Annotated in this window: 21 protein-coding genes; 15 read left to right on the top strand and 6 right to left on the bottom strand. The window is 67.2% G+C overall.

The features are described 5' to 3' along the window. Positions 1–2 precede the first annotated feature (2 nt). Positions 3–272: a hypothetical protein gene (locus tag OG976_RS06385; protein ID WP_328359417.1), complete on the top strand. Its 270-nt coding sequence runs from the start codon at positions 3–5 to the stop codon at positions 270–272. 4 nt (positions 273–276) lie between these two features. On the opposite strand, the gene OG976_RS06380 is transcribed toward OG976_RS06385, so the two are convergent. Genes OG976_RS06380 through OG976_RS06360 form a run of 5 tightly spaced genes read right to left on the bottom strand, consistent with a single transcriptional unit; the run spans position 277 to position 3,659 of the window. Next, a complete protein-coding gene (locus tag OG976_RS06380) occupies positions 277–1,284 on the bottom strand; it encodes an aromatic/alkene monooxygenase hydroxylase subunit beta (protein WP_328359414.1) in 1,008 nt (335 codons plus the stop codon). Between the two features lie 2 nt (positions 1,285–1,286). After that, a complete protein-coding gene (locus OG976_RS06375; RefSeq protein ID WP_328359411.1) occupies positions 1,287–1,592 on the bottom strand; it encodes an MmoB/DmpM family protein in 306 nt (101 codons plus the stop codon). Further along, complete coding sequence (locus OG976_RS06370) at positions 1,589–1,921, bottom strand: Rieske 2Fe-2S domain-containing protein (protein ID WP_328359408.1); 333 nt, start codon at positions 1,919–1,921, stop codon at positions 1,589–1,591. Before OG976_RS06370 ends, OG976_RS06375 begins: the two co-directional genes overlap by 4 nt. Beyond that, positions 1,914–2,159 carry a toluene-4-monooxygenase system B family protein gene (locus OG976_RS06365; protein ID WP_328359405.1) on the bottom strand — a complete coding sequence of 82 codons (246 nt, stop codon included), beginning with the start codon at positions 2,157–2,159 and terminating at the stop codon, positions 1,914–1,916. Before OG976_RS06365 ends, OG976_RS06370 begins: the two co-directional genes overlap by 8 nt. Positions 2,160–2,171: 12 nt before the next feature. Further along, positions 2,172–3,659: a YHS domain-containing protein gene (locus OG976_RS06360; protein ID WP_328359402.1), complete on the bottom strand. Its 1,488-nt coding sequence runs from the start codon at positions 3,657–3,659 to the stop codon at positions 2,172–2,174. Positions 3,660–3,791: 132 nt separating this feature from the next. Here OG976_RS06360 and OG976_RS06355 point away from each other — a divergent pair, with 132 nt between their 5' ends. The 14 genes from OG976_RS06355 to OG976_RS06290 all read left to right on the top strand — a co-directional run bounded on the left by OG976_RS06355 (position 3,792) and on the right by OG976_RS06290 (position 17,609). Beyond that, positions 3,792–4,283 carry a beta-class carbonic anhydrase gene (locus OG976_RS06355; RefSeq protein WP_328359399.1) on the top strand — a complete coding sequence of 164 codons (492 nt, stop codon included), beginning with the start codon at positions 3,792–3,794 and terminating at the stop codon, positions 4,281–4,283. A 77-nt stretch (positions 4,284–4,360) separates the two neighbouring features. Continuing rightward, on the top strand, positions 4,361–4,879 hold the full coding sequence (locus tag OG976_RS06350) for a MarR family winged helix-turn-helix transcriptional regulator (protein WP_328359396.1): 519 nt from the start codon (positions 4,361–4,363) through the stop codon (positions 4,877–4,879). A 116-nt stretch (positions 4,880–4,995) separates the two neighbouring features. Then, complete coding sequence (cysD, locus tag OG976_RS06345) at positions 4,996–5,925, top strand: sulfate adenylyltransferase subunit CysD (RefSeq protein WP_328359393.1); 930 nt, start codon at positions 4,996–4,998, stop codon at positions 5,923–5,925. Next, positions 5,925–7,775, top strand: coding sequence for an adenylyl-sulfate kinase (gene cysC, locus OG976_RS06340; RefSeq protein ID WP_328359390.1), 1,851 nt, complete (start codon positions 5,925–5,927; stop codon positions 7,773–7,775). Before cysD ends, cysC begins: the two co-directional genes overlap by 1 nt. After that, a complete protein-coding gene (locus OG976_RS06335) occupies positions 7,772–8,500 on the top strand; it encodes a 3'(2'),5'-bisphosphate nucleotidase CysQ (RefSeq protein ID WP_328359387.1) in 729 nt (242 codons plus the stop codon). Before cysC ends, OG976_RS06335 begins: the two co-directional genes overlap by 4 nt. A 10-nt stretch (positions 8,501–8,510) precedes the next feature. Continuing rightward, the gene (locus OG976_RS06330; RefSeq protein ID WP_328359384.1) at positions 8,511–9,110 is read left to right on the top strand and encodes an isochorismatase family protein; all 600 of its coding nucleotides are present in this window, start codon (positions 8,511–8,513) and stop codon (positions 9,108–9,110) included. Between the two features lie 394 nt (positions 9,111–9,504). Next, positions 9,505–10,554 carry a hypothetical protein gene (locus OG976_RS06325; protein WP_328359381.1) on the top strand — a complete coding sequence of 350 codons (1,050 nt, stop codon included), beginning with the start codon at positions 9,505–9,507 and terminating at the stop codon, positions 10,552–10,554. 205 nt (positions 10,555–10,759) lie between these two features. Further along, positions 10,760–11,929 (top strand): hypothetical protein, encoded by a 1,170-nt coding sequence (locus tag OG976_RS06320; RefSeq protein WP_328359378.1) that lies wholly within the window; start codon positions 10,760–10,762, stop codon positions 11,927–11,929. A gap of 155 nt (positions 11,930–12,084) precedes the next feature. After that, a complete protein-coding gene (locus OG976_RS06315) occupies positions 12,085–13,107 on the top strand; it encodes a hypothetical protein (protein ID WP_328359375.1) in 1,023 nt (340 codons plus the stop codon). Positions 13,108–13,151: 44 nt separating this feature from the next. Further along, the gene (locus tag OG976_RS06310; protein WP_328359372.1) at positions 13,152–13,634 is read left to right on the top strand and encodes an Rrf2 family transcriptional regulator; all 483 of its coding nucleotides are present in this window, start codon (positions 13,152–13,154) and stop codon (positions 13,632–13,634) included. 5 nt (positions 13,635–13,639) lie between these two features. Then, on the top strand, positions 13,640–14,761 hold the full coding sequence (locus OG976_RS06305) for a TDT family transporter (RefSeq protein WP_328359369.1): 1,122 nt from the start codon (positions 13,640–13,642) through the stop codon (positions 14,759–14,761). Between the two features lie 103 nt (positions 14,762–14,864). Continuing rightward, the gene (locus tag OG976_RS06300; protein ID WP_328363229.1) at positions 14,865–15,746 is read left to right on the top strand and encodes an LLM class flavin-dependent oxidoreductase; all 882 of its coding nucleotides are present in this window, start codon (positions 14,865–14,867) and stop codon (positions 15,744–15,746) included. Between the two features lie 14 nt (positions 15,747–15,760). Further along, on the top strand, positions 15,761–16,930 hold the full coding sequence (locus OG976_RS06295; RefSeq protein WP_328359365.1) for a lactate 2-monooxygenase: 1,170 nt from the start codon (positions 15,761–15,763) through the stop codon (positions 16,928–16,930). 4 nt (positions 16,931–16,934) lie between these two features. Further along, complete coding sequence (locus tag OG976_RS06290; RefSeq protein ID WP_328359362.1) at positions 16,935–17,609, top strand: pyridoxamine 5'-phosphate oxidase family protein; 675 nt, start codon at positions 16,935–16,937, stop codon at positions 17,607–17,609. On the opposite strand, the gene OG976_RS06285 is transcribed toward OG976_RS06290, so the two are convergent. Beyond that, the gene (locus tag OG976_RS06285) at positions 17,557–18,996 is read right to left on the bottom strand and encodes an MFS transporter (RefSeq protein ID WP_328359359.1); all 1,440 of its coding nucleotides are present in this window, start codon (positions 18,994–18,996) and stop codon (positions 17,557–17,559) included. The two genes, OG976_RS06290 and OG976_RS06285, sit on opposite strands and share 53 nt — an antisense overlap. Between the last annotated feature and the right edge of the window lie 30 nt (positions 18,997–19,026).

Raw genomic sequence — 19,026 nt, 5'->3', positions numbered from 1 at the left:
ATATGAAACCGAATCAGCCCACACCGCGTTCGCGGATCAAGGCCGCCTCGGCCGTCATCGGGGGTAGCGCCATCATCGTCATGGGAGCGCTGGCCACGTCGGTGGTCAGCGGCCCCGGCGGCACCATCGTGTCGGACCCGGGAACGTTCACCTCCCCGGCGGTACCGGAGATGACGACCGGCGACACCGCCGTGGTGACGACCACCGAGTTGACCAGGGCACCCGAGGTCGCCTCACCACCGGTGACCGCCGAGCCGCCCGAAGCGCCGTAACGCCTCAGCCGCTCCAGGATTCGGTGAACGCAGCCACCGACGAGCTCACTCGGTTGCGCACCGAATCCGCGTCCAGCGGCGACGGCGCGTCCGCGAACGTCGCGGCCAGCCCGTCGACCGCGCGGTCGGCCAGCGGTCGCCACGCGTCGGCCCACCCCGCGATGACACCGCGGTTGTCCGGGTTCTGGGCCAGCGCATAGCGCGCCAGCGTGGCGCTCCAGGCCTGGTTGCGGGTGGTGTCCACCCGGGACTCCTGCAGCAGCGCCGCCGTCAGACCGTCACCGTTGGCGCTGGCCAGGTCGACGAACGCCTCCTTGAGCAGGGCGTCCAGCGTCGGCTTGACCACTAGGTTCAGCGCGGTGAACGCCTCGCCCCAGTCGTAGGCCAGCAGCAAACGCTCCAGCGCCTCCCGGGCCGGCTGCCACGCCTCGTCGAGTTCCCAGATGCGCCGGGTGGCTTCGGTATTGGCCAGCTGGGTGCCGTGGCTCAGCGACAGGGACTTCGCCCGGTAGGCGATCCACTGCAGGGCCCGCAACTCGTCGGCGGCACCGAAGAACGCCGCGTTGGTGATGTAGGCGGAGGGTCCAAGCTGGCCCACGTACAGCGAGGTGATCTGCAGGACGTGAAGGGCGAATCGGGCCGGCAGGTACACGCGCTCGAGTACCGACACCCACGCCGGGTCCAGCTTGGCGTCGTGGTCGAGTGCCTCGTAGTGGTCGACGACGCCCTCGGCGTACACCTCCCGGTCATGCTGCAGGGCGATGTAGCGGCGGTAGTTCAGTGCGGCCGGGTCGCGGAAACCCTCCCAGTCCGGTGCCTGCAGCGGGGAGCCCTCGCGGTGTTTGAGGTACCACTGGTTGATCTCGCTGCCCGGGTCCAGGTCGAACGGCGCCGGTGTGCGATTGAAGTGGTAGTGGAAGTTGCCGGTGACGGCCTCGTATTCAGTGGGCTTGCGGCGGGTGTCCCCGACGACGCTCCAGGTCTTGAGCCGGCGGGGTGCGGCGGAAGTCATTGCTAGTCCTCTCGTTCCAGAAACCAGTGCAGTTCGTCGTCGCCGACGTAGCGCATCCGACCGGCGAACCCGGCGATGGCCGGCTCCAGGGATGCCAGCGGAAGGGATTGTCCGGCAGCCTGTTCCAGGCTGGCCCGGGTGACGCGCAGGAACCACGGTGCGTGGATCCGGACGTAGCCGGCGTGGTCGTCGATGGTGATCTCGGCGTCCGGGTTGTCGATGGCGATCGCCTCGGTCAGCGCCTCGACCACGTCGGGGTCGAAGCCGCGCACGATCGGGCCGACGAGCTTGATCTCGGTGCTTGTCATGTGTTGTCTCCGCTCAGAAGTACTGCGATCTGGTCGCCGTCGCGGCGCACCTGATAGCTGCGCAGCCGGCAACCGGGCGGGTTTACGCCGTCGCCGGTGGTGAGGTCGAACTCCCAGCTGTGCGCCGAGCAGGTCAGGATGTCGTCGACGACCTCGCCGTCGCCCAGTGGGAAGCCGGCGTGCGGGCAGGTGCCCTCGTAGGCGCGGATCTCACCGGTACGCAAGTGCGCCAACAGGATCGGTTGGTCGCCGGCGTAGAACTCGCCGACCTCGCCTTCCCAGAGGTCATCGACGGTGGCCACCGGCGTCCAGGCCAGCGTCTCACCCATAGAAGGCCTCGACGTGATCCAGCGGCGCTACTCCGGCAGCGCCGATCACCAACGTCGGGTCCAGCACGGAACCGTTGTGCCGCAACCGGATCGGGGCGTCCTTGCGGGCGACCCGGCGGCCGACAACGTGGTGGGCGATCTGTTGGCTCACCGAGTCCACGGTGTCACCGTCGTCGACCGGGATGAGCAGTTCCAGGATGTCACCCTCGAACAGGGCGGTCAGGGGCAGAAGTGCCATGTCAGTTCCTCTCTAGGTCTTCTTGGCCCAGGCATAGTCGTCGGCGTCGCGGCCCTGTTCCTCCGGCGACAGGCCGAAGTACTCCAGCACCGTCGGAAGATCGGGCGGGCTGATCTCGCCCGACAGCACCCGGTCGATCAGCGACTGGTGGCCGGCGAAGCGCTCCGGGCGCTGGGTGAAGATCCACCGGCAGGGCTCGGAGCAGAACAGGTACTTGCGGCCGTCGTGGACATGGGTCAGCGGGGCGGGGTCGGTGTGTGCTCCCCGAATGACGCCGGCGGCCCGCACGATCGGCAGCTGGCACAGGTTGCAGGTGATCGGCAGCGTTTCGGGAAGCGTGGCGGCGATGTCACCGTTGCGGACGTTCTCGGTGATGACGTCCCAGTGCTTGCCGAAGTCACGGTTCCAGCCGGGGTATTTCTCCTCGAGCCACAACCGCTCCTGCGCCGACACCCCCGCGTCGGGGTTCCACCACACCGTCGGGCGGTAGTTCCACACGCCGAGGTGGATCGCGTGGTGGTACCAGGTCAGCTCGTCGATGAATTCCTGCCAGTACCAGGGGTAGTCGAGGCCGAAGTCGCGGAACTGGTCGGCGAACTGCTTGACCACCCAGTCCTCGATGAACTCCTTGAAGCTCATCCGCCGGCTCTCCAGCGGGGTGTAGTAGTCCATCGACAACCCGGTGAGCAGCGCGAAGATCCGCCACGACCGCCAGAACATGTGGTCGATGAGGAACTGGCCCCACTCCTTCTCGCCGTTCTCGATGAGCACCTTGATGGTGGGCTCGCCCTGTTGGGCGTGGCGGGCCTCGTCAGTCTGGATCGAGGAGATCAGCGCGCCGAACTCCAGGTCACCGACATCGATCGCGTCGGCGGCCATGCCCAGGAACTGCAGGTTGGTGAACCCGGTCTCCAGGGTGAACGTCAACTGCAGTGCGATCGAGGTGGCGTCGTTGGCGACGAACATGTCGTCGAACAGATAGCGCACGGCCAGCACGATCCAGTCGTTGGTGTGAAACGCCTTGAGCGCCCAGTCGCCGCGGGGTTCCTTGTCGAGCAGGCCGTAGGGGAAGAACGCCTGGATCTGTCCGTGCCGAACCTCGTCGAGGGTGCCGAAGGTCGCGGTGTTGCGCCAGGCCGCGGCCCGGCCGAACCGGCCCATCCGGGCCTCACCGATCGAGGCCAGGTACTCGGGCATGGTGATCGCCCCGTAGTGCGCGACGATCACCGACTTCCAGCCCGGGTCCAGGGAGTCGAAGAGCTTGGAGCGCCCGATGGCGTTCTTCAGTGAATAGGTCGTGGTGTCTTTGGTGACCTGGTTGTGGACGTACTCGCGGTAGCCGATCTTGTAGGGCTCGTCCCATTTGAGCCAGCCCTCGGCCGACACGCGGTGCGAGCCGGAGAGTGCCTCGGGGAACGCCTCCTCCTCGGTGACGTAGCGGAACGTCCAGTTGGTGTCGCGAGCCAGGTCGTACCAGTCGCTGCGGGAAAGTTTGGGCATGAGACGTAGGCTGCGCCAGATGCCGAGGAATCCTAACTATTGAAATCGCGCTGATTCTCACTGGTGATGCCGGGCCGAATCCGGTTCTACGATCCACCCGAACTGTTGTGCAACCCGAATGAGGAGGACCCGGTGACCGTCACCGACGAATACCTGGCCAACAACGTCGAGTACGCCAAGACCTTCACCGGTCCGCTGCCGCTACCGCCGAGCAAGCATGTCGCGGTGGTCGCGTGCATGGATGCGCGTCTGGACGTCTACCGGATTCTGGGCCTCAACGACGGCGAGGCCCACGTGATCCGCAATGCCGGCGGGGTGGTCACCGATGACGAGATCCGTTCGCTGGCGATCAGCCAGCGGCTGCTGGGCACCAGGGAGATCATCCTCATCCACCACACCGACTGCGGCATGCTGACCTTCACCGACGACGTGTTCAAGCGCGACCTGCAGGACGAGACGGGTATCAAGCCGGAGTGGGCCGCCGAAGCGTTCCCCGACGTGGAAGAGGATGTGCGCCAATCGTTGCGGCGCATCGAGCTCAGCCCGTTCGTCACCAAGCACGAGTCGCTGCGTGGATTCGTCTTCGACGTCGCGACCGGCAAGCTCAACGAGGTCGTTCTCTGAGGCACGGCCAGGAACGCCACCCGAGCCTCGACTCCAAGATCGTCGGGGCGCTGGACCGCATCGGCGACGCGCTGCATGTGCTGGCCCGGCGCGCGGCCGAAGCCAACGACCTGTCGAGCACCCAGTTGCGGGTGCTCACCTGGTTGTATGTGGGGCCGCCGCCGGCCGCCCGCAGCACCACGCTGGCCCGCGAGCTCAACGTGTCCGATCCGACGGTCAGCGACGCGATCGGAACGCTGGCCCGCAAGGGTCTGATCACCCGTCAGCGCGATCCAGCCGACCGGCGCAGCCATGAGCTGATCCTGACCGCCGCCGGTCGCAAGGTCGCCGCCTCGGTGCATCGCTGGACCGCACCTGCCGAGGTCGCCGCCTCGAAGCTGGACAGGGCCGACAGTGAGCAGCTGCTGGACAGCTTGATCGCGGTGCTGGGCACGCTGCACGAGGCGGGTCTGGTTCCGGTGAGCCGGGCGTGCAGCACGTGCACCCACCTCGGGGTAGGGCAGGGACGGGGCGATTATCGCTGCCTGTTCTACGACACCCCGATGGCCGTTTCTGATCTGCGGGTTGATTGCGCCGACCACGTCGCCGCGGGCTAGGTACAGCTCGGCGCGGTTGACTCGCGCAGAACTCTTGACTTCGCACTGTCCGCTCATTAGATTCCCGACTAGCTTTGTAATTCTGGTCAAACCTACCAACTTTACGAGGAAACTTTATGGCAAGTCCGGTGGTCGAACGCCCCAAGCCGGGGCAGTACGAGCTGAGCCATCTGAGGTCGCTGGAGGCTGAGGCGATCCACATCATCCGCGAGGTCGCGGCCGAGTTCGAGCGGCCGGTGCTGTTGTTCTCCGGCGGTAAAGACTCGATCGTCATGCTGCACCTGGCCAGCAAGGCGTTCGCGCCGGGCCGGCTGCCGTTCCCGGTGATGCACGTCGACACCGGTCACAACTTCGACGAGGTGCTCTCCACCCGCGACCAACTGGTCGAGCACTATGGCGTGCGCCTGGTGGTGGCCAGCGTCGAAGAGGACATCGACGCCGGACGGGTGGTGGACAACGGCCCGTCGCGCAATCCGCTGCAGACCGTCACGCTGCTGCGCGCCATCCGCGAGAACAAGTTCGACGCGGCCTTCGGCGGGGCACGGCGCGACGAGGAGAAGGCCCGCGCCAAGGAACGGGTGTTCAGCTTCCGCGACGAATGGGGTCAGTGGGACCCGAAGGCGCAGCGCCCCGAACTGTGGAACCTCTACAACGGCCGGCACCGCAAGGGTGAGCACATCCGGGTGTTCCCGCTGTCGAACTGGACCGAATACGACATCTGGGCCTACATCGGCGCCGAGGACATCCCGCTGCCGGCGATCTACTACGCGCACACGCGTCCGGTGTTCCAGCGCGACGGAATGCTGTTGGCCGTCCACGAATTCCTGCAGCCGAACCCCGGCGAAGAGGTGTTCGAAACCTCGGTGCGATTCCGCACCGTGGGTGACGTGACGTGCACCGGTTGTGTGGAGTCGACGGCCTCGACCGTCGAGGACGTGATCGCCGAGACGGCCGTGTCGCGGCTGACCGAACGTGGCGCCACCCGCGCCGATGACCGAATTTCTGAAGCCGGTATGGAAGACCGCAAGCGGGAGGGCTACTTCTGATGGCAACGCTTTTGAGGATCGCCACTGCCGGATCTGTCGACGACGGCAAGTCCACTCTGATCGGCCGTCTGCTGTATGACTCGAAGGCCGTGATGGAGGACCAGCTCGCGGCCGTCGAGCGGACGTCGCGTGAGCGCGGTAACGATTACACCGACCTCGCCCTGGTGACCGACGGCCTGCGCTCCGAGCGCGAACAGGGCATCACTATCGACGTGGCCTACCGCTACTTCGCCACGCCCAAGCGGAAATTCATCATCGCCGACACCCCGGGCCACATCCAGTACACCCGCAACATGGTGACCGGAACCTCCACCGCCCAACTGGTGATCGTGCTCGTCGACGCCCGTCACGGGCTGCTCGAGCAGTCCCGCCGCCACGCCTTCCTGGCGTCGCTGCTCGGTGTGCAGCACGTGGTGCTCGCCGTCAACAAGATGGACCTGATCAACTGGGACCGTGAGCGATTCGAGTGGATCCGCGACGAGTTCCACGCCTTCGCCGCCCGCCTGGACATCAAGGACGTGACCACCATCCCGATGTCGGCGCTCAACGGCGACAACGTGGTGACCAAGTCGGACAAGGCGCCGTGGTACGACGGCCCGCCGTTGTTGAGCCACCTCGAAGAGGTCTACGTCGCAGGCGATCGAAACCTGGTCGACGTGCGATTCCCGGTGCAGTACGTGATCCGTCCGCAGACCGTCGAGCACGCCGACCATCGCAGCTATGCCGGCACGGTGGCTGGCGGTGTGCTGCGCCCCGGCGACGAGGTCGTGGTGCTACCGAGCGGAAAGACCAGTCGCATCACCACGATTGACGGTCCGACCGGTCCGGTGGACGAGGCGTTCCCGCCGATGGCGGTGTCGATCAGCCTGGCCGACGACATCGACATCTCCCGGGGCGACCTGCTGGCCCGTCCGCAGAACCAGCCGATCGTTTCCAGTGAGTTCGACGCGACGGTGTGCTGGATGGCCGACGACGCCGCTCTGGAGCCGGGCCGCGACTACATCATCAAGCAGACCACCCGCACCACCCGGGCCCGGGTCGTAGGACTGGACTATCGCCTCGACGTCAACACCCTGCACCGCGACAAGAGCGCAACGGCGTTGAAGCTCAATGAACTCGGCCGTGTCACGTTGCGCACCCAGGTGCCGCTGCTGCTCGACGAATACTCACGAAATGCGGCCACCGGTTCGTTCATCCTGATCGACCCGGACAACAACGTGACCGTGGCCGCGGGTATGGTCCGCGACACCGCGCCCGTCGCCACCCGCGCCGCGTCGCCGAACACGGTGCGCCATCAGTCGCTGGTCTCCGCCGGTGACCGGCTGACCAAGGGCCGTACGTTGTGGTTCACCGGGCTGTCCGGCTCGGGGAAGTCATCGGTGGCGGTCCTGGTGGAGCAGAAGCTGCTCGAACACGGTTGCCCCGCATACATTCTCGATGGTGACAACCTGCGCCACGGACTCAACGCCGATCTCGGTTTCTCGATGGCCGACCGTGCCGAGAACCTGCGCCGGCTGGCCCACATCGCCACACTGATGGCCGATGCCGGCCTGACGGTCCTGGTGCCGGTGATCAGCCCACTCGAGGAGCACCGCGAATTGGCTCGCAAGGTGCACACCGACACCGGCGTGGAGTTCTTCGAGATCTTCGTCGACACCCCGCTGGAGGACTGCGAGCGCCGTGACCCCAAGGGCCTGTATGCCAAGGCCCGCGCCGGGGAGATCAGCCACTTCACTGGTATCGACAGCCCCTACCAACGGCCGAAGAGTCCCGACCTGCGGCTGACCCCGGAGCACGGCCCCGACGAACTGGCCGATCAGGTGGTCGAGCTGCTGGAGACTCCCCGGTGAGCGATCACGAGCTGGCCGCCGCGCTGGCCACCGAAGCCGGTGAGCTGCTGCTCGCGGTCCGGGTGGAGTTGGCTGAGGCCACCGGTGCAGAACGAAAAGCTGCTGGGGACAAGCGTTCTCATGACTATCTGATGGAGGCGCTGGCCAACGCGCGGCCGGCCGACGCGGTGCTGTCCGAGGAAGGCGCCGACGATCCGGTACGGCTGCGCAGCGAGCGGGTGTGGATCGTCGATCCGCTGGACGGTACCCGGGAGTTCTCCGAACTCGACCGGGACGACTGGGCGGTTCACGTCGCGCTGTGGCAAGCCGGTGAGTTGATCGCCGGAGCGGTGGCGCTTCCCGCGCAGGGCGTCACGCTGGCCACCCCCACGGTGGCGGCTCCGCCCGCTGGACCGCAATCACCGCGCGTGGTGGTCTCCCGAACCCGGCCGCCCGCGGTCGCCCTTCAGGTGCGCGACGCACTGGGCGGCACCCTGGTCGAGATGGGTTCGGCCGGCGCGAAGGTCGCCGCCGTGGTGCAGGGTCGCGCCGATGTCTACGTGCACGCAGGCGGGCAGTACGAGTGGGATTCGGCAGCTCCTGTCGCGGTGGCCCGCGCAGCGGGGTTGCACACTTCGCGCATCGACGGCTCCCCGCTGCTCTACAACCGGCCCGATCCGCTGCTGCCCGATCTGGTGGTGTGCCGGCCCGAGTATGCGCAGGCGGTGCTGGCCGTCACGAAGTAGCGTTGCGGCCATGAGTGATCCCACCACCTTGCGCGCGCTGGCCGGTCTGCCTCTCGAACCGGTGAGCCTCGCCGACTCGACGCTCGTCCTTATCGACTGCCAGAACACCTATACCGAAGGTGTGATGGAACTCGAGGGTGTGCAGGCCGCGCTGGACGAGACGGCGGCGCTGCTGGAGCGGGCCCGTGCGGCGGGAATCCCGGTCATTCACATCCAGCACGACGACGGGCCCGGCTCGCTGTACGACGTCAGCGGACACAGTGGCGCCATCGTCGAGCGGGTCGCCCCGCGCGGCGACGAGCCGGTGGTGGTGAAGAACTACCCCAACTCCTTCGTCGAGACCGATCTCGACGCGCGGCTCAAGGCCGTCGGCGCCCAGAACCTCGTGGTTGCCGGCTTCATGACGCACATGTGCGTGAACTCGACCACCAGGGGAGCCTTCAACCTCGGCTACGCCCCGACAGTGGTCGCGGCGGCCACCGCCACCCGAGCTCTGCCCGGCCCCACCGGTGAGCCGGTGAGCGCCCAGGCGCTGCAGACGGCGAGCCTGGCGGCGCTGGCGGACCTGTTCTCCGTCGTCGTTCCTGACGCCGCCGCCATCCCCGACTGAGGGCCCGCCGGCAGGTGTGAGTCACCTGTGAGACGCGGCCGGATCGGCCGAGAAACCTGAGAAAACCGACCTCCCGTCGGATCTTCGGGGGGTGGGTCCTTGGTCCTTAATTTTCAGGACAACGGCATATTTGTTAGCTGTGATCCGCATCACCGGCGCGTTGTCCTGGTGAAATGTCATGTTCCGCTTTACAAGGAGTTAACCAAGAATAGGGGTTCTGACGATTAGAAAAGAATTTCCCTAAAAAACGTCAATATTGGCTTCCACTTAGGTTTTTCTCAGGTAGCTTGTCAATTGACAGTGCAGTCACCTACGGGAGGAAATCATGCAAATCTCACTTCGATCACACTTGATCGCGGGTACTGCCGCGGTCGTAGGGGCAAGCGCCATCGCGATGACCCCCGTCGTTGCGCAGCACGATCTGGCGCTGCCGGCCATCCAGTCTCCGGCCGCCTCGGCCGCCGTTCAGCTGGCTGGTTTCGACAGCCCGATCACCGAACTGCTGGGCACCCTGGGCGCCCTCAATGGCTACGTCTTCGAGCAGACTCCAGGCGTGCCGCTGCCGGCGCCGTACACCGGCACGGTGTCGTCGCTGGGTGTTCTGCCGCAGATCATCAAGGACGCGCTGCCCGTCGTCCGGCAGCTCGGGCTCAACGGTTCGGACTACCTGTACAACTCCATCAACGGCTTCAACACCAGCGCGACGCTGCTGAGTGAAGGCGTATGGAATGCCGCAGGCGACCTGCTGTCCCTGAACGTTCCCGGTGCGATCAGCACGCTGGTGACCGCGGTCCAGGCCGCCGGTGCCAACGCTCTGGCCGCCGGCAACTACGTGTTGCAGGGTGTCATCACCCGGGCGACCGCGGTGGTCAACAACCTGGTGCCGATCCTGAGCTCGCTGCCGCAGGTCATCATCAACCAGGCGTTGGTCGTGGTCGGCAGCGTCGTCCAGGTCGTCACCAACACCGTCGCCGCGTTCGGCGGGGCCAACCCGTTCGAGAACGCTTGGAACGCGGTCGTCGACGGTCTGCTCGGCCCGACCGGCATTCCGGGCGCTGTGCTCGGCGTGACCATCGGTGTCGGCGTTCCGGCTCCGGCCCCGATCTCGGCATTCGTGCCCAGCGTCCGCACGGTCCTCTCGAGTGTCGTCAAGGCGGTTCAGTCCGGCTTGGCCACGGCTAACCCGGCACCGCCGCCGGCGACCGCGGTCAGCCCTGCTGCTCCGTCGGCCTCCTCGCTGCGTGCCGCGGCTGCTGAGACCTCGACGCCGGCTGTCGAGAGCACCAAGTCCAACGACGCCGCCGGTGGCAGTGCCACCGCCGGTGACAACAACGGTGGTTCGTCCGCCGGGTCGAGCGAAGGCTCGGGCTCGGGTGCCAGCAAGAGCACCGGTGGCTCGGCGCGCGCCGCCCACAAGGCCGCTGCCAGCAAGTCCTCCGAGTAAATCTCAGGGCTGACAGGTGCCCCTCCTTCCTCGGAAGGAGGGGCACCTCTCTGTCTGGGGCCTGGGCACAATGTCCCACAAATCCGGTGCCCAATCGCAGAAAAGAATTTGACTCCAAAACGTCATTACCGGCTGCCTTCTCAGGCTTGTCTCAGGTAGGTTCGTCTCCTGACGACATCGTCAAAAAACCAGGGGAGGATTCTTCATGGACATCTCATTGCGCTCGCAACTGACCGCCGGGGTCACACTGCTCGCAGCGACTGCGATCGCCATCACGCCGATCACCCAGCCCAGCCTGCTGTCGTCCGCCGATCGCGCCGCAACCCAGTCGGTCGCACTCGCCGCGCTGGCCAGTCCGCTCAACGCCGTCGCCGAGGTCATCGAGGACGTCAACACCAACATCTTCTACAACGGGGCGTGGGACGCGCCGTGGAACACGCTGCCCACCCTGAGCAACTACGCCTACGCGGGCTATCAGGGCATCCTGCCCGATTTCGCCTTCTGGCCGCTGCCGCTGGCGCAGACCGTCGTGACGAACCTGTCGGGGTACGTCTGGGCCGGCATCCGCGGCGTCGGTGACTTCGCCAACAAGAGCCTGCAGGCGGTGTGGAACACGCCGTTCGCGCTCGTGGACGCAGCCCAGTTGTTGATCGCCGGCGATCCGAACGCGGCGCTGGCCGTGATCCAGAGCCAGATCATCCTGCCGTTGCAGAAGGGCATCAACTCGGCCCTGAACTCCGCCAACTACATCGTCAGCAATCTCGTCGAGAACGCCGGCATCGTGGCCAGCGCCCTCCCGACGCTGGTGACCAACCTGGTCGGCGTGACCGTCGGTGGGGCTTCCTACATCGTCAACCAGGCGATTGCCACGTTGACCACCGCCTTCGGGCAGCTGACCAGTGGTCAGTTCGGAGCGGCGTGGGACACCGCGGTCAACGGATTCCTGGGACGCAACGGCACCCTCGGCTACCTGGAGCAGCTCACCATCGGACCCGGTGTCGTCACCACCGATCCCAGCAATCCGGTGATCCCGAGCCTGCGGGCCGTGGTCACCCAGGGCACGCGTCAACTGGCCGACAGCTTCTACAACCCGACCTATAACCCGGCGACCGGCCCGTTCCAGCCCGCGGCAGCGGCCAAGTCCGCGGCACCGTCGGCGGTGTCGGCGCTGCGCGCTGCGGCGCAGGCCGGCACCGAGTCTGCTGACACCACCGCGGTCACCGAGGTCGCCAAGCCCGAGGCCGGGCCGACACCGGGTGACACCGGCACTGCCGGTGCGGGCTCGCCGGACACCGGTTCGGCGCAGGGTGGCGCCAAGAGCACCGGCGGCAGCAAGCGTGCCCACCATGCTCCGGCAGGAAAATCGGCCGCGTAGTTCACTCGGCCGAGCGGTGCCCCTCCTTCCTCGGAAGGAGGGGCACATTGCTGTCAGACCCGCACGGAAGTCTTTTCCACAGCAAGAGGCGCGTGCCGGACAACTCTCTCAGTTTCCTCTCAGGTATTGTTGATGCTTCAGCTCGGAACAAGGTGGTGAAGTCAGTGCGGCGGGGTATCGGTGCGATCGTCACCACCGCGGTGGCGCTCGTTGGCGCTACCGTCGTCGTCGCCAACCCCGTTTCCGTCCCGCAATCCGACGTCCGGGTTCCCGCCGTTGAACTGTCGGCGGGCGCCAGTGCGTCGGCGACCATTCGGGACCAAGCCTTCATCGACGCGATCGCCCTCGATCCCTCCGACACCGGTCCGGCCAGCACTCTCAAGCGGATGCTCGCCGAACTGGTCACTCACGCGACTCTGCTCGGCGGCAAGGCGGTCGAGCAGGTCTTCGACGCCCGCACCACGACCTCCGCCGACGCAATGACCCCGACGCTCACTGCTGCCTGGCTGGCGTCCCTGCCCACCGAGGCGGCGCCGGTCCGTCCGCTCAGTGGCACTGGGCCGGCGGGTCTTCCCGCTGCGCCCGCGGCCCCCGGTGACATCGATCCGGTCCTGCGGCAGGCCCTGACGTCGCTGGCCGGTGACGTCGGCTACGTCGGTGGGCAGGTCGTCGTCGCCGCGGTCGCCGCCGGGGCACTGGTGTCCGCGGAACCCCAACTCATCGCCGACACGATCACCGCGCTGGGTTACGGGGATCTGCGGACTGCGGCGGCCACCGCCATCACCGCGGTGTCGGCACCCGTGGTGGCACCGCTGATCGTCGCCGACGCGGTCAACACCGTCGTCCGCAACCGTCTCGTCCCGCTCTCGGCACTGCAGACGCGGGACGGTACCGACACGTCAACGTCGGCGGCCCCGGCGCCCCACCCGACCACCGCCGCCGGGTTGCGTCGCCACGTGGCAGCTGAGATCACGGCAGCCGCCGCAGCGGGTTCCACCGATGTCGCGGCCACCGGTGCCCGCGGCGGCAACAAGGCGTCGGTGCCCACTGCGCTGCGGGCTAAGGTCGCCGCGGCGGTCCAGTCGGTCCGGACCTCGACAGATCGTTTCGGTACCGCGGTCGGCACAGCGCTGAGCCCGCACGCCACCGCCGAATCGGCCACGTCAGCCGACAACTGAGCACCTGAGCCGATTGTCACTGCCGCGGTGGCACAATTCGCGGCATGCGAATGTCGGCGAAAGCGGAGTACGCCGTTCGCGCTATGACCCAGCTGGCCTCGGTGGAGACCGGAGTGCTGGTCAAGACCGAAGACCTGGCCAGAGCTCAGGGGATTCCCGCCCAGTTCCTCGTCGACATTCTGTCCGCCCTGCGTACCGATCGGCTGGTCCGTAGCCATCGCGGCCGCGACGGCGGCTACGAACTGGCCCGCCCGGCAGAAGAGATCAGCGTGGCCGACGTATTGCGATGCATCGACGGCCCGTTGGCCAGCGTGCGCGATATCGGCCTGGGTGACCTGCCCTACACGGGGCCGACCAAGGCGCTGACCGATGTCTGGCGCGCGCTGCGCGCCAGCATGAGGTCGGTTCTCGAAGAGACCAGTCTGGCCGACGTGGCCGGCGGGACGCTTCCCGAGCACGTAACCACCATGGCCCGCGACTATCTCAAGCAGGAGAACCGGCGCGGCCACAACAGCGGGGTGTCGTAAATCTGATGACCACTCAAACGCGTGTTGAGAAGCTGGGCAACATCGGACCGAACTGGTTCGCGTCGGTGATGGGCACCGGCATCGTGGCGACCGCCGGGGCCACGCTTCCCCTCCAGGTCCCCGGACTGCGGGAGTTCACCCAGGTGGTGTGGGTGATCGCGGCCGTGCTGCTGGCCATCCTGCTCGCGGTGGTCGGTGGTCACTGGTTGCGGCATCCGACAACGGCGCGCAGCCACGCCCGCAATCCGCAGATGGCCCACTTCTACGGCGCGGCACCGATGGCGCTGATGACGGTCGGCTCCGGTGCGCTGCTGGTCGGTCACGCCATCATCGGACAACGGCTTGCCGTCGACCTCGCGTGGGTGCTGTGGACCGCCGGCACCATCGGCGGACTGTTCACCGCGGTGAGCATTCCGTTCCTGATGTTCACCCAGCACAACGTCGAACCCGACGCCGCATTCGGCGGCTGGCTGATGCCGATCGTGCCGCCGATGGTGTCGGCGGCCGCCGGTGCGCTGCTGATCCCGCATATGGCACCGGGCACCGGGCGGACCACCATGTTCTACGGGTGCTACGCGCTGTTCGGGCTGTCTCTGGTGGCGGCATTCATCATCATTTCCATGATCTGGAGCCGGCTCGCGCTCTACGGCACCTCGGGCACCGCGCGGGTCCCCACGCTGTGGATCGTGCTCGGGCCGCTGGGGCAATCCATCACGGCGGCAGGGCTTTTGGGTATCAACGCGGGCTTGGCGGTCGGCCCTGACCTGGCCGACAACTTCAACGCTTTCGCGATCCTGTTCGGTGTTCCGGTGTGGGGCTTCGCCGTGCTGTGGATCGCCCTGGCGGCCTTGCTGACGGTGCGCACGCTGCTGCGCGGAATGCCGTTCGCGCTGACCTGGTGGAGCCTGACATTTCCGGTGGGCACCTTCGTCACCGGCACCACCCAGCTTGCCGTGCACACCTCGCTGCCGGCGTTCAAGGTCGCCGCGGTGCTGGCGTACGCCGGGTTGTTGTGCACCTGGCTGCTGGTGGCGGTGCGCACCACCCGCGGCAGTGTGCGCGGCAATCTGCTGAGCCCGCCGCCGAATCCCGGCCCGGTGCGGGCCAGCAAGGACCCCGTCGCCTGACCCCGCTGTCGCCGAAACCGACGAACGGGCGGGGAAGTTCGAGTGGGACGCGCCAAAACGTCGAACTCGCCGCCGTGCCAGAATCGCGAACGTGCAGATTGGCATGACGCTGCCGGTGATGGAGCCGGACCTCGACGCAGACATCTTGAAGCGCTGGGCCAAGGCCGTCGACGAGGGTCCGTTCTCCTCGTTGTGCTGGGGCGAGCGCATCGCGTTCAGCAATCCCGACTCACTGACCCTGCTGGGTGCGCTGTCGGCGTGGACCGACCGGGTGCCGCTGGTCACCACCGTGGTGGTGCCGCAACTTCACGACCCGGTGATGCTGGCCAAGCAGCTGGCCACCGGCGACATGCTCTGCGGTGGACGGCTGACGGTGGGCATCGGCGTCGGCGGCCGCGAGGAGGACTACCGCGCAGTGGGGGCGGACCCCAAGACCCAGACCATGCGTGAGATGGCCGAACGGGTGGCGGTGATGCAGCGAATCTGGTCGGGGGAGAAGATCACCGAGTCCGTGCTGCCGGTCGGGCCGCAACCCGCCCAGCACGGCGGACCGCGGCTGCTCGTCGGCACCATCGGGCCCAAGACGATTCGCAGTGCGGCGCCGTGGGCCGAAGGTCTGGCCGGCATCACCCTGGATCTCGACCTGGGCAAGCAGGACGAACTGTTCGACGTCGCCCGCACCGCGTGGGCTCAACAGGGCAAGCCCGAACCCCACCTGGCGACATCGTTCTGGTTCGCCCTCGGGCAGGGAGATGCGCCGCGCGCCCAGGTGCACAAGCACCTTCGGCACTACATGAACTGGATACCGGCCGAGTACGTCGACGCGATGGCCCCCACCACCGGCTGGGCCGGCACCGACGAGGAACTCGTCGCGACGCTGAAGGGGTTCGCCGCGATCGGCACCACCGAGGTGCACCTCATCCCCACCAGTACCGACATCGACCAGCTGCGTCGGGTGGCCGACCTGGTCGCCGACGTCGGCTGAAACGAGGCACCCGCATGACCCAGCCCTATGGCAACTACCAGCTCGAGATCTACTTCCAGGGCCTGACCGGGGTGCTCCCCAGTCTGCCGATGACGTTCGCCGAGCTCGAATCCCGCGCGCAGCAAGCACTTTCGCCGTCGGTGTGGTCGTATGTCGCAGGCGGGGCCGGTGACGAGCGAACCCAGAACATCAACGTCACCGCGTTCAACCAGTGGGGCCTGATCCCGCGGATGCTCGTCGGCGCCACCGAGCGCGACATGTCGGTCGAGCTGTGGGGGCGACGCTGGCCCAACCCGCTGTTCATGGCTCCCATCGGGGTGATCGGGCTGTGCACCCAGGACCAGCATGGTGACCTCGCCGCGGCGCGCGCCGCCGCCCGCACCGGTGTTCCGCTGTGCGTCTCCACGCTCACCATGGATCCGCTGGAAGACGTCGCCGCTGAATTCGGCGACACCCCAGGGCTTTTCCAGCTGTACACCCCCACCGACCGGGAGCTCGCCGAAAGCTTCGTGCACCGCGCCGAGGCCGCCGGCTACGCCGGCATCGTGGTCACCCTTGACACCTGGATCCCCGGCTGGCGCCCGCGCGACCTGACGACCGCCAACTTCCCGCAATTGCGCGGCAAGTGCCTGGCCAACTACATCAGCGACCCGCACTTCCGTGCCAAGGTCGACGCCGACATCGACGCCGACCCGCGCAACGCCGTCATGCACTGGGTCAGCGTGTTCGGAAACTCGTTGACCTGGAACGACTTACCGTGGCTGCGGTCGCTGACGAAACTGCCGCTGATCCTCAAGGGCATCTGCCATCCCGACGACGCGCGGCGCGCCATCGACGCCGGGGTCGACGGCATCTACTGCTCCAACCACGGCGGCCGCCAAGCCAACGGCGGGGTGCCTGCCATCGACTGCCTGCCCGACGTGGTGGCCGCCGCTGGTGAGATACCCGTGCTGTTCGACTCCGGGGTTCGTTCGGGGGCGGACGTCATCAAGGCGCTGGCGCTGGGTGCCAGCGCAGTCGGGATCGGCCGGCCCTACGCCTATGGGGCGGCGCTGGCGGGAACCGACGGGATCGTGCACGTGCTGCGGTCGATGCTGGCCGAGGCAGACCTGATCATGGCGATCGACGGCTACCCGACGCTGGCCGACCTGACTCACGAGTCGCTGCGCGCCGTGCGACAGTAGTGGCATGGCACAACCCTCGACTCAGGTCAGCCGTCTGGCGGAGAAGCAGAACACCTCCCGCGCCCGCCTCGACGAGCTGCTCGATACCACCCCGCTGGCCACGATCGCACTGATCCGCGACGGCCACCCGGTGATCTTCCCCGTCGGATGCGCCCGCATCGGTGACGAACTGGTCATCCACGGTTCGACCGGCTCGCCCTGGTTGCGGCAACTCGCCGACGGTGCGCACGCGGCGGTGTCGGTCACCGCGCTGGACGGAGTTCTGGTGGCGCGCAGCGGTTTCGAGTCGTCCTTCCAGTTCCGCAGTGCAGTGCTGTTCGGGACGTTCGAGGTGGTGCCCGAGGCGGACAAGGTGACCTACCTGGAGACGCTCACGGACACCTTCATCCCCGGCCGGGTGGCTGAGTTGCGACCGAGCAACCGCAAGGAACTCGCCGCGACCCTGGCGCTGCGGATGGCGATCGGCCAGGACAACTGGTCGCTGAAGATCGGCGACGGCTGGCCCGAAGACGAAGACGAGGACGTCGCTGCGGGCGGGTGGGCCGGAATCGTCCCGCTGACAACGGTTTACGGTGAGCCGCAGCGGGCCCCGGACTGTGCCGCCGACACCCCGATCCCGCCCTCGGTTAAGGCGATGACCGGGGAGCTGTCGAACCGGCCGGGGCGGCAGAGCCCCTAGACGCGGCGGTCGGCCGCAGCACCGCACTGAACGCCAGGGCGATCACGCCGATGCCGACGCAGGTCCAGAACGCCGCCTGGTACGTCGAATCCGTGCCCGAGCCCACCATCGGCCCGGCCCAGGCGAACCCCAGGGAGAAGCCAATCCCGTAGCTGGCGTTGGCGATACCGGGCAGCGCACCCGGTTCCTCCTCGGAGGCCTGCAATACGCCCAGTGAACTCAGCGGCGTCAGCGTCACCGCGAAGCAGGTGAATCCGAAGACCACCATGAGTGCCGCGACCGCGTACTTGTGGTCGGCGAACACCGCCATCAACGCGACCACCACGGTCGAGGCCGCCACCCCGGCGCGCAACATCGTGACGAAGCCGACCCGCACCGCCAACCGGCCGATCAAGGGCGCGGTGAGCACCTGCACGATCGCGCCCGGGGTGAGAAACAACAGCGCTGTCGTCGTCGCATTAAGGCCGAATCCGGAGTCCGGATCCTCGGCCATGCTGGGCACGACGAATCCGTTGATCACCATGAACGAGCCCATCACCAGCACGGTGACGACGAGCAATGGCCACGCTTCGCGCGTACGCATGTACGCGATCTCCACGATGGGGTCGTCGGTTCGCCGGGTGGAGACCAGCAGTCCCACGAAGGCGGCGGCCGTGATCGCCAGCCACACCACCGCGGGGGTGGAGTCCCAGCCGTCGTGCCCGCCGTTGGACAGGAACAGCGTGATGCCGGCGACGGTCATCGCGATCAGCACCCCGCCGATCCAGTCCATCCGGCCGGACTTGCGATCATCGGACTGGTCGGCGGGTACGGCTCGCCACACCAGGCCGAGTGCGATGACGCCGACGGCCAGGATCAGCACGAAGATGGACCGGTAGCCCCACATGTCGGTCATCACCCCGCCGAGGAACGCGTCACCGCCGGCGACACCGCCATTGATCGACGCCATCACCCCGCAGCACAGACCGAACGTCGTTCCGCTGACCCTCGCCCGCAGAATCAGGAAGGCCAACCCGTAGGTGATGTTCGCGGTTCCCTGCAGGAATCGCCCGACGATCACGATGGGCAGCGACGTGCTCAGGCACAGCACGGTGCCGATGCACACGATGATGAGAATGCCGATCAACACCCGCTTTCGGCCGATGTAGTCGCTCCAGCGGATCAGTACCACGTTGGCGATCGCCCCGGCCAGATAGAACGGCGTCGAGATGGCCGCGAACGCACCGGGGCCCAGCGTCTCGTTGATATCGCGGACCGCCGGGGCGATCATGGTCGCGTTCAGCGAGAACGACATGAGCGCGAAAACCAGTGCCGCAACGAGGAATGCGATCTGGCGCGGGGACAGCGTGTCGGTGTCCGAGGAGGCCCGTAGGGGACGGTCGCTCACGGCAAACCCTCCTCAGGCTAGGGCGCTTTC

The organism is Mycobacterium sp. NBC_00419 (assembly GCF_036023875.1).
In the GTDB taxonomy this organism is placed as follows: domain Bacteria; phylum Actinomycetota; class Actinomycetes; order Mycobacteriales; family Mycobacteriaceae; genus Mycobacterium.
This window is presented reverse-complemented; position numbering and strand designations above follow the sequence as displayed.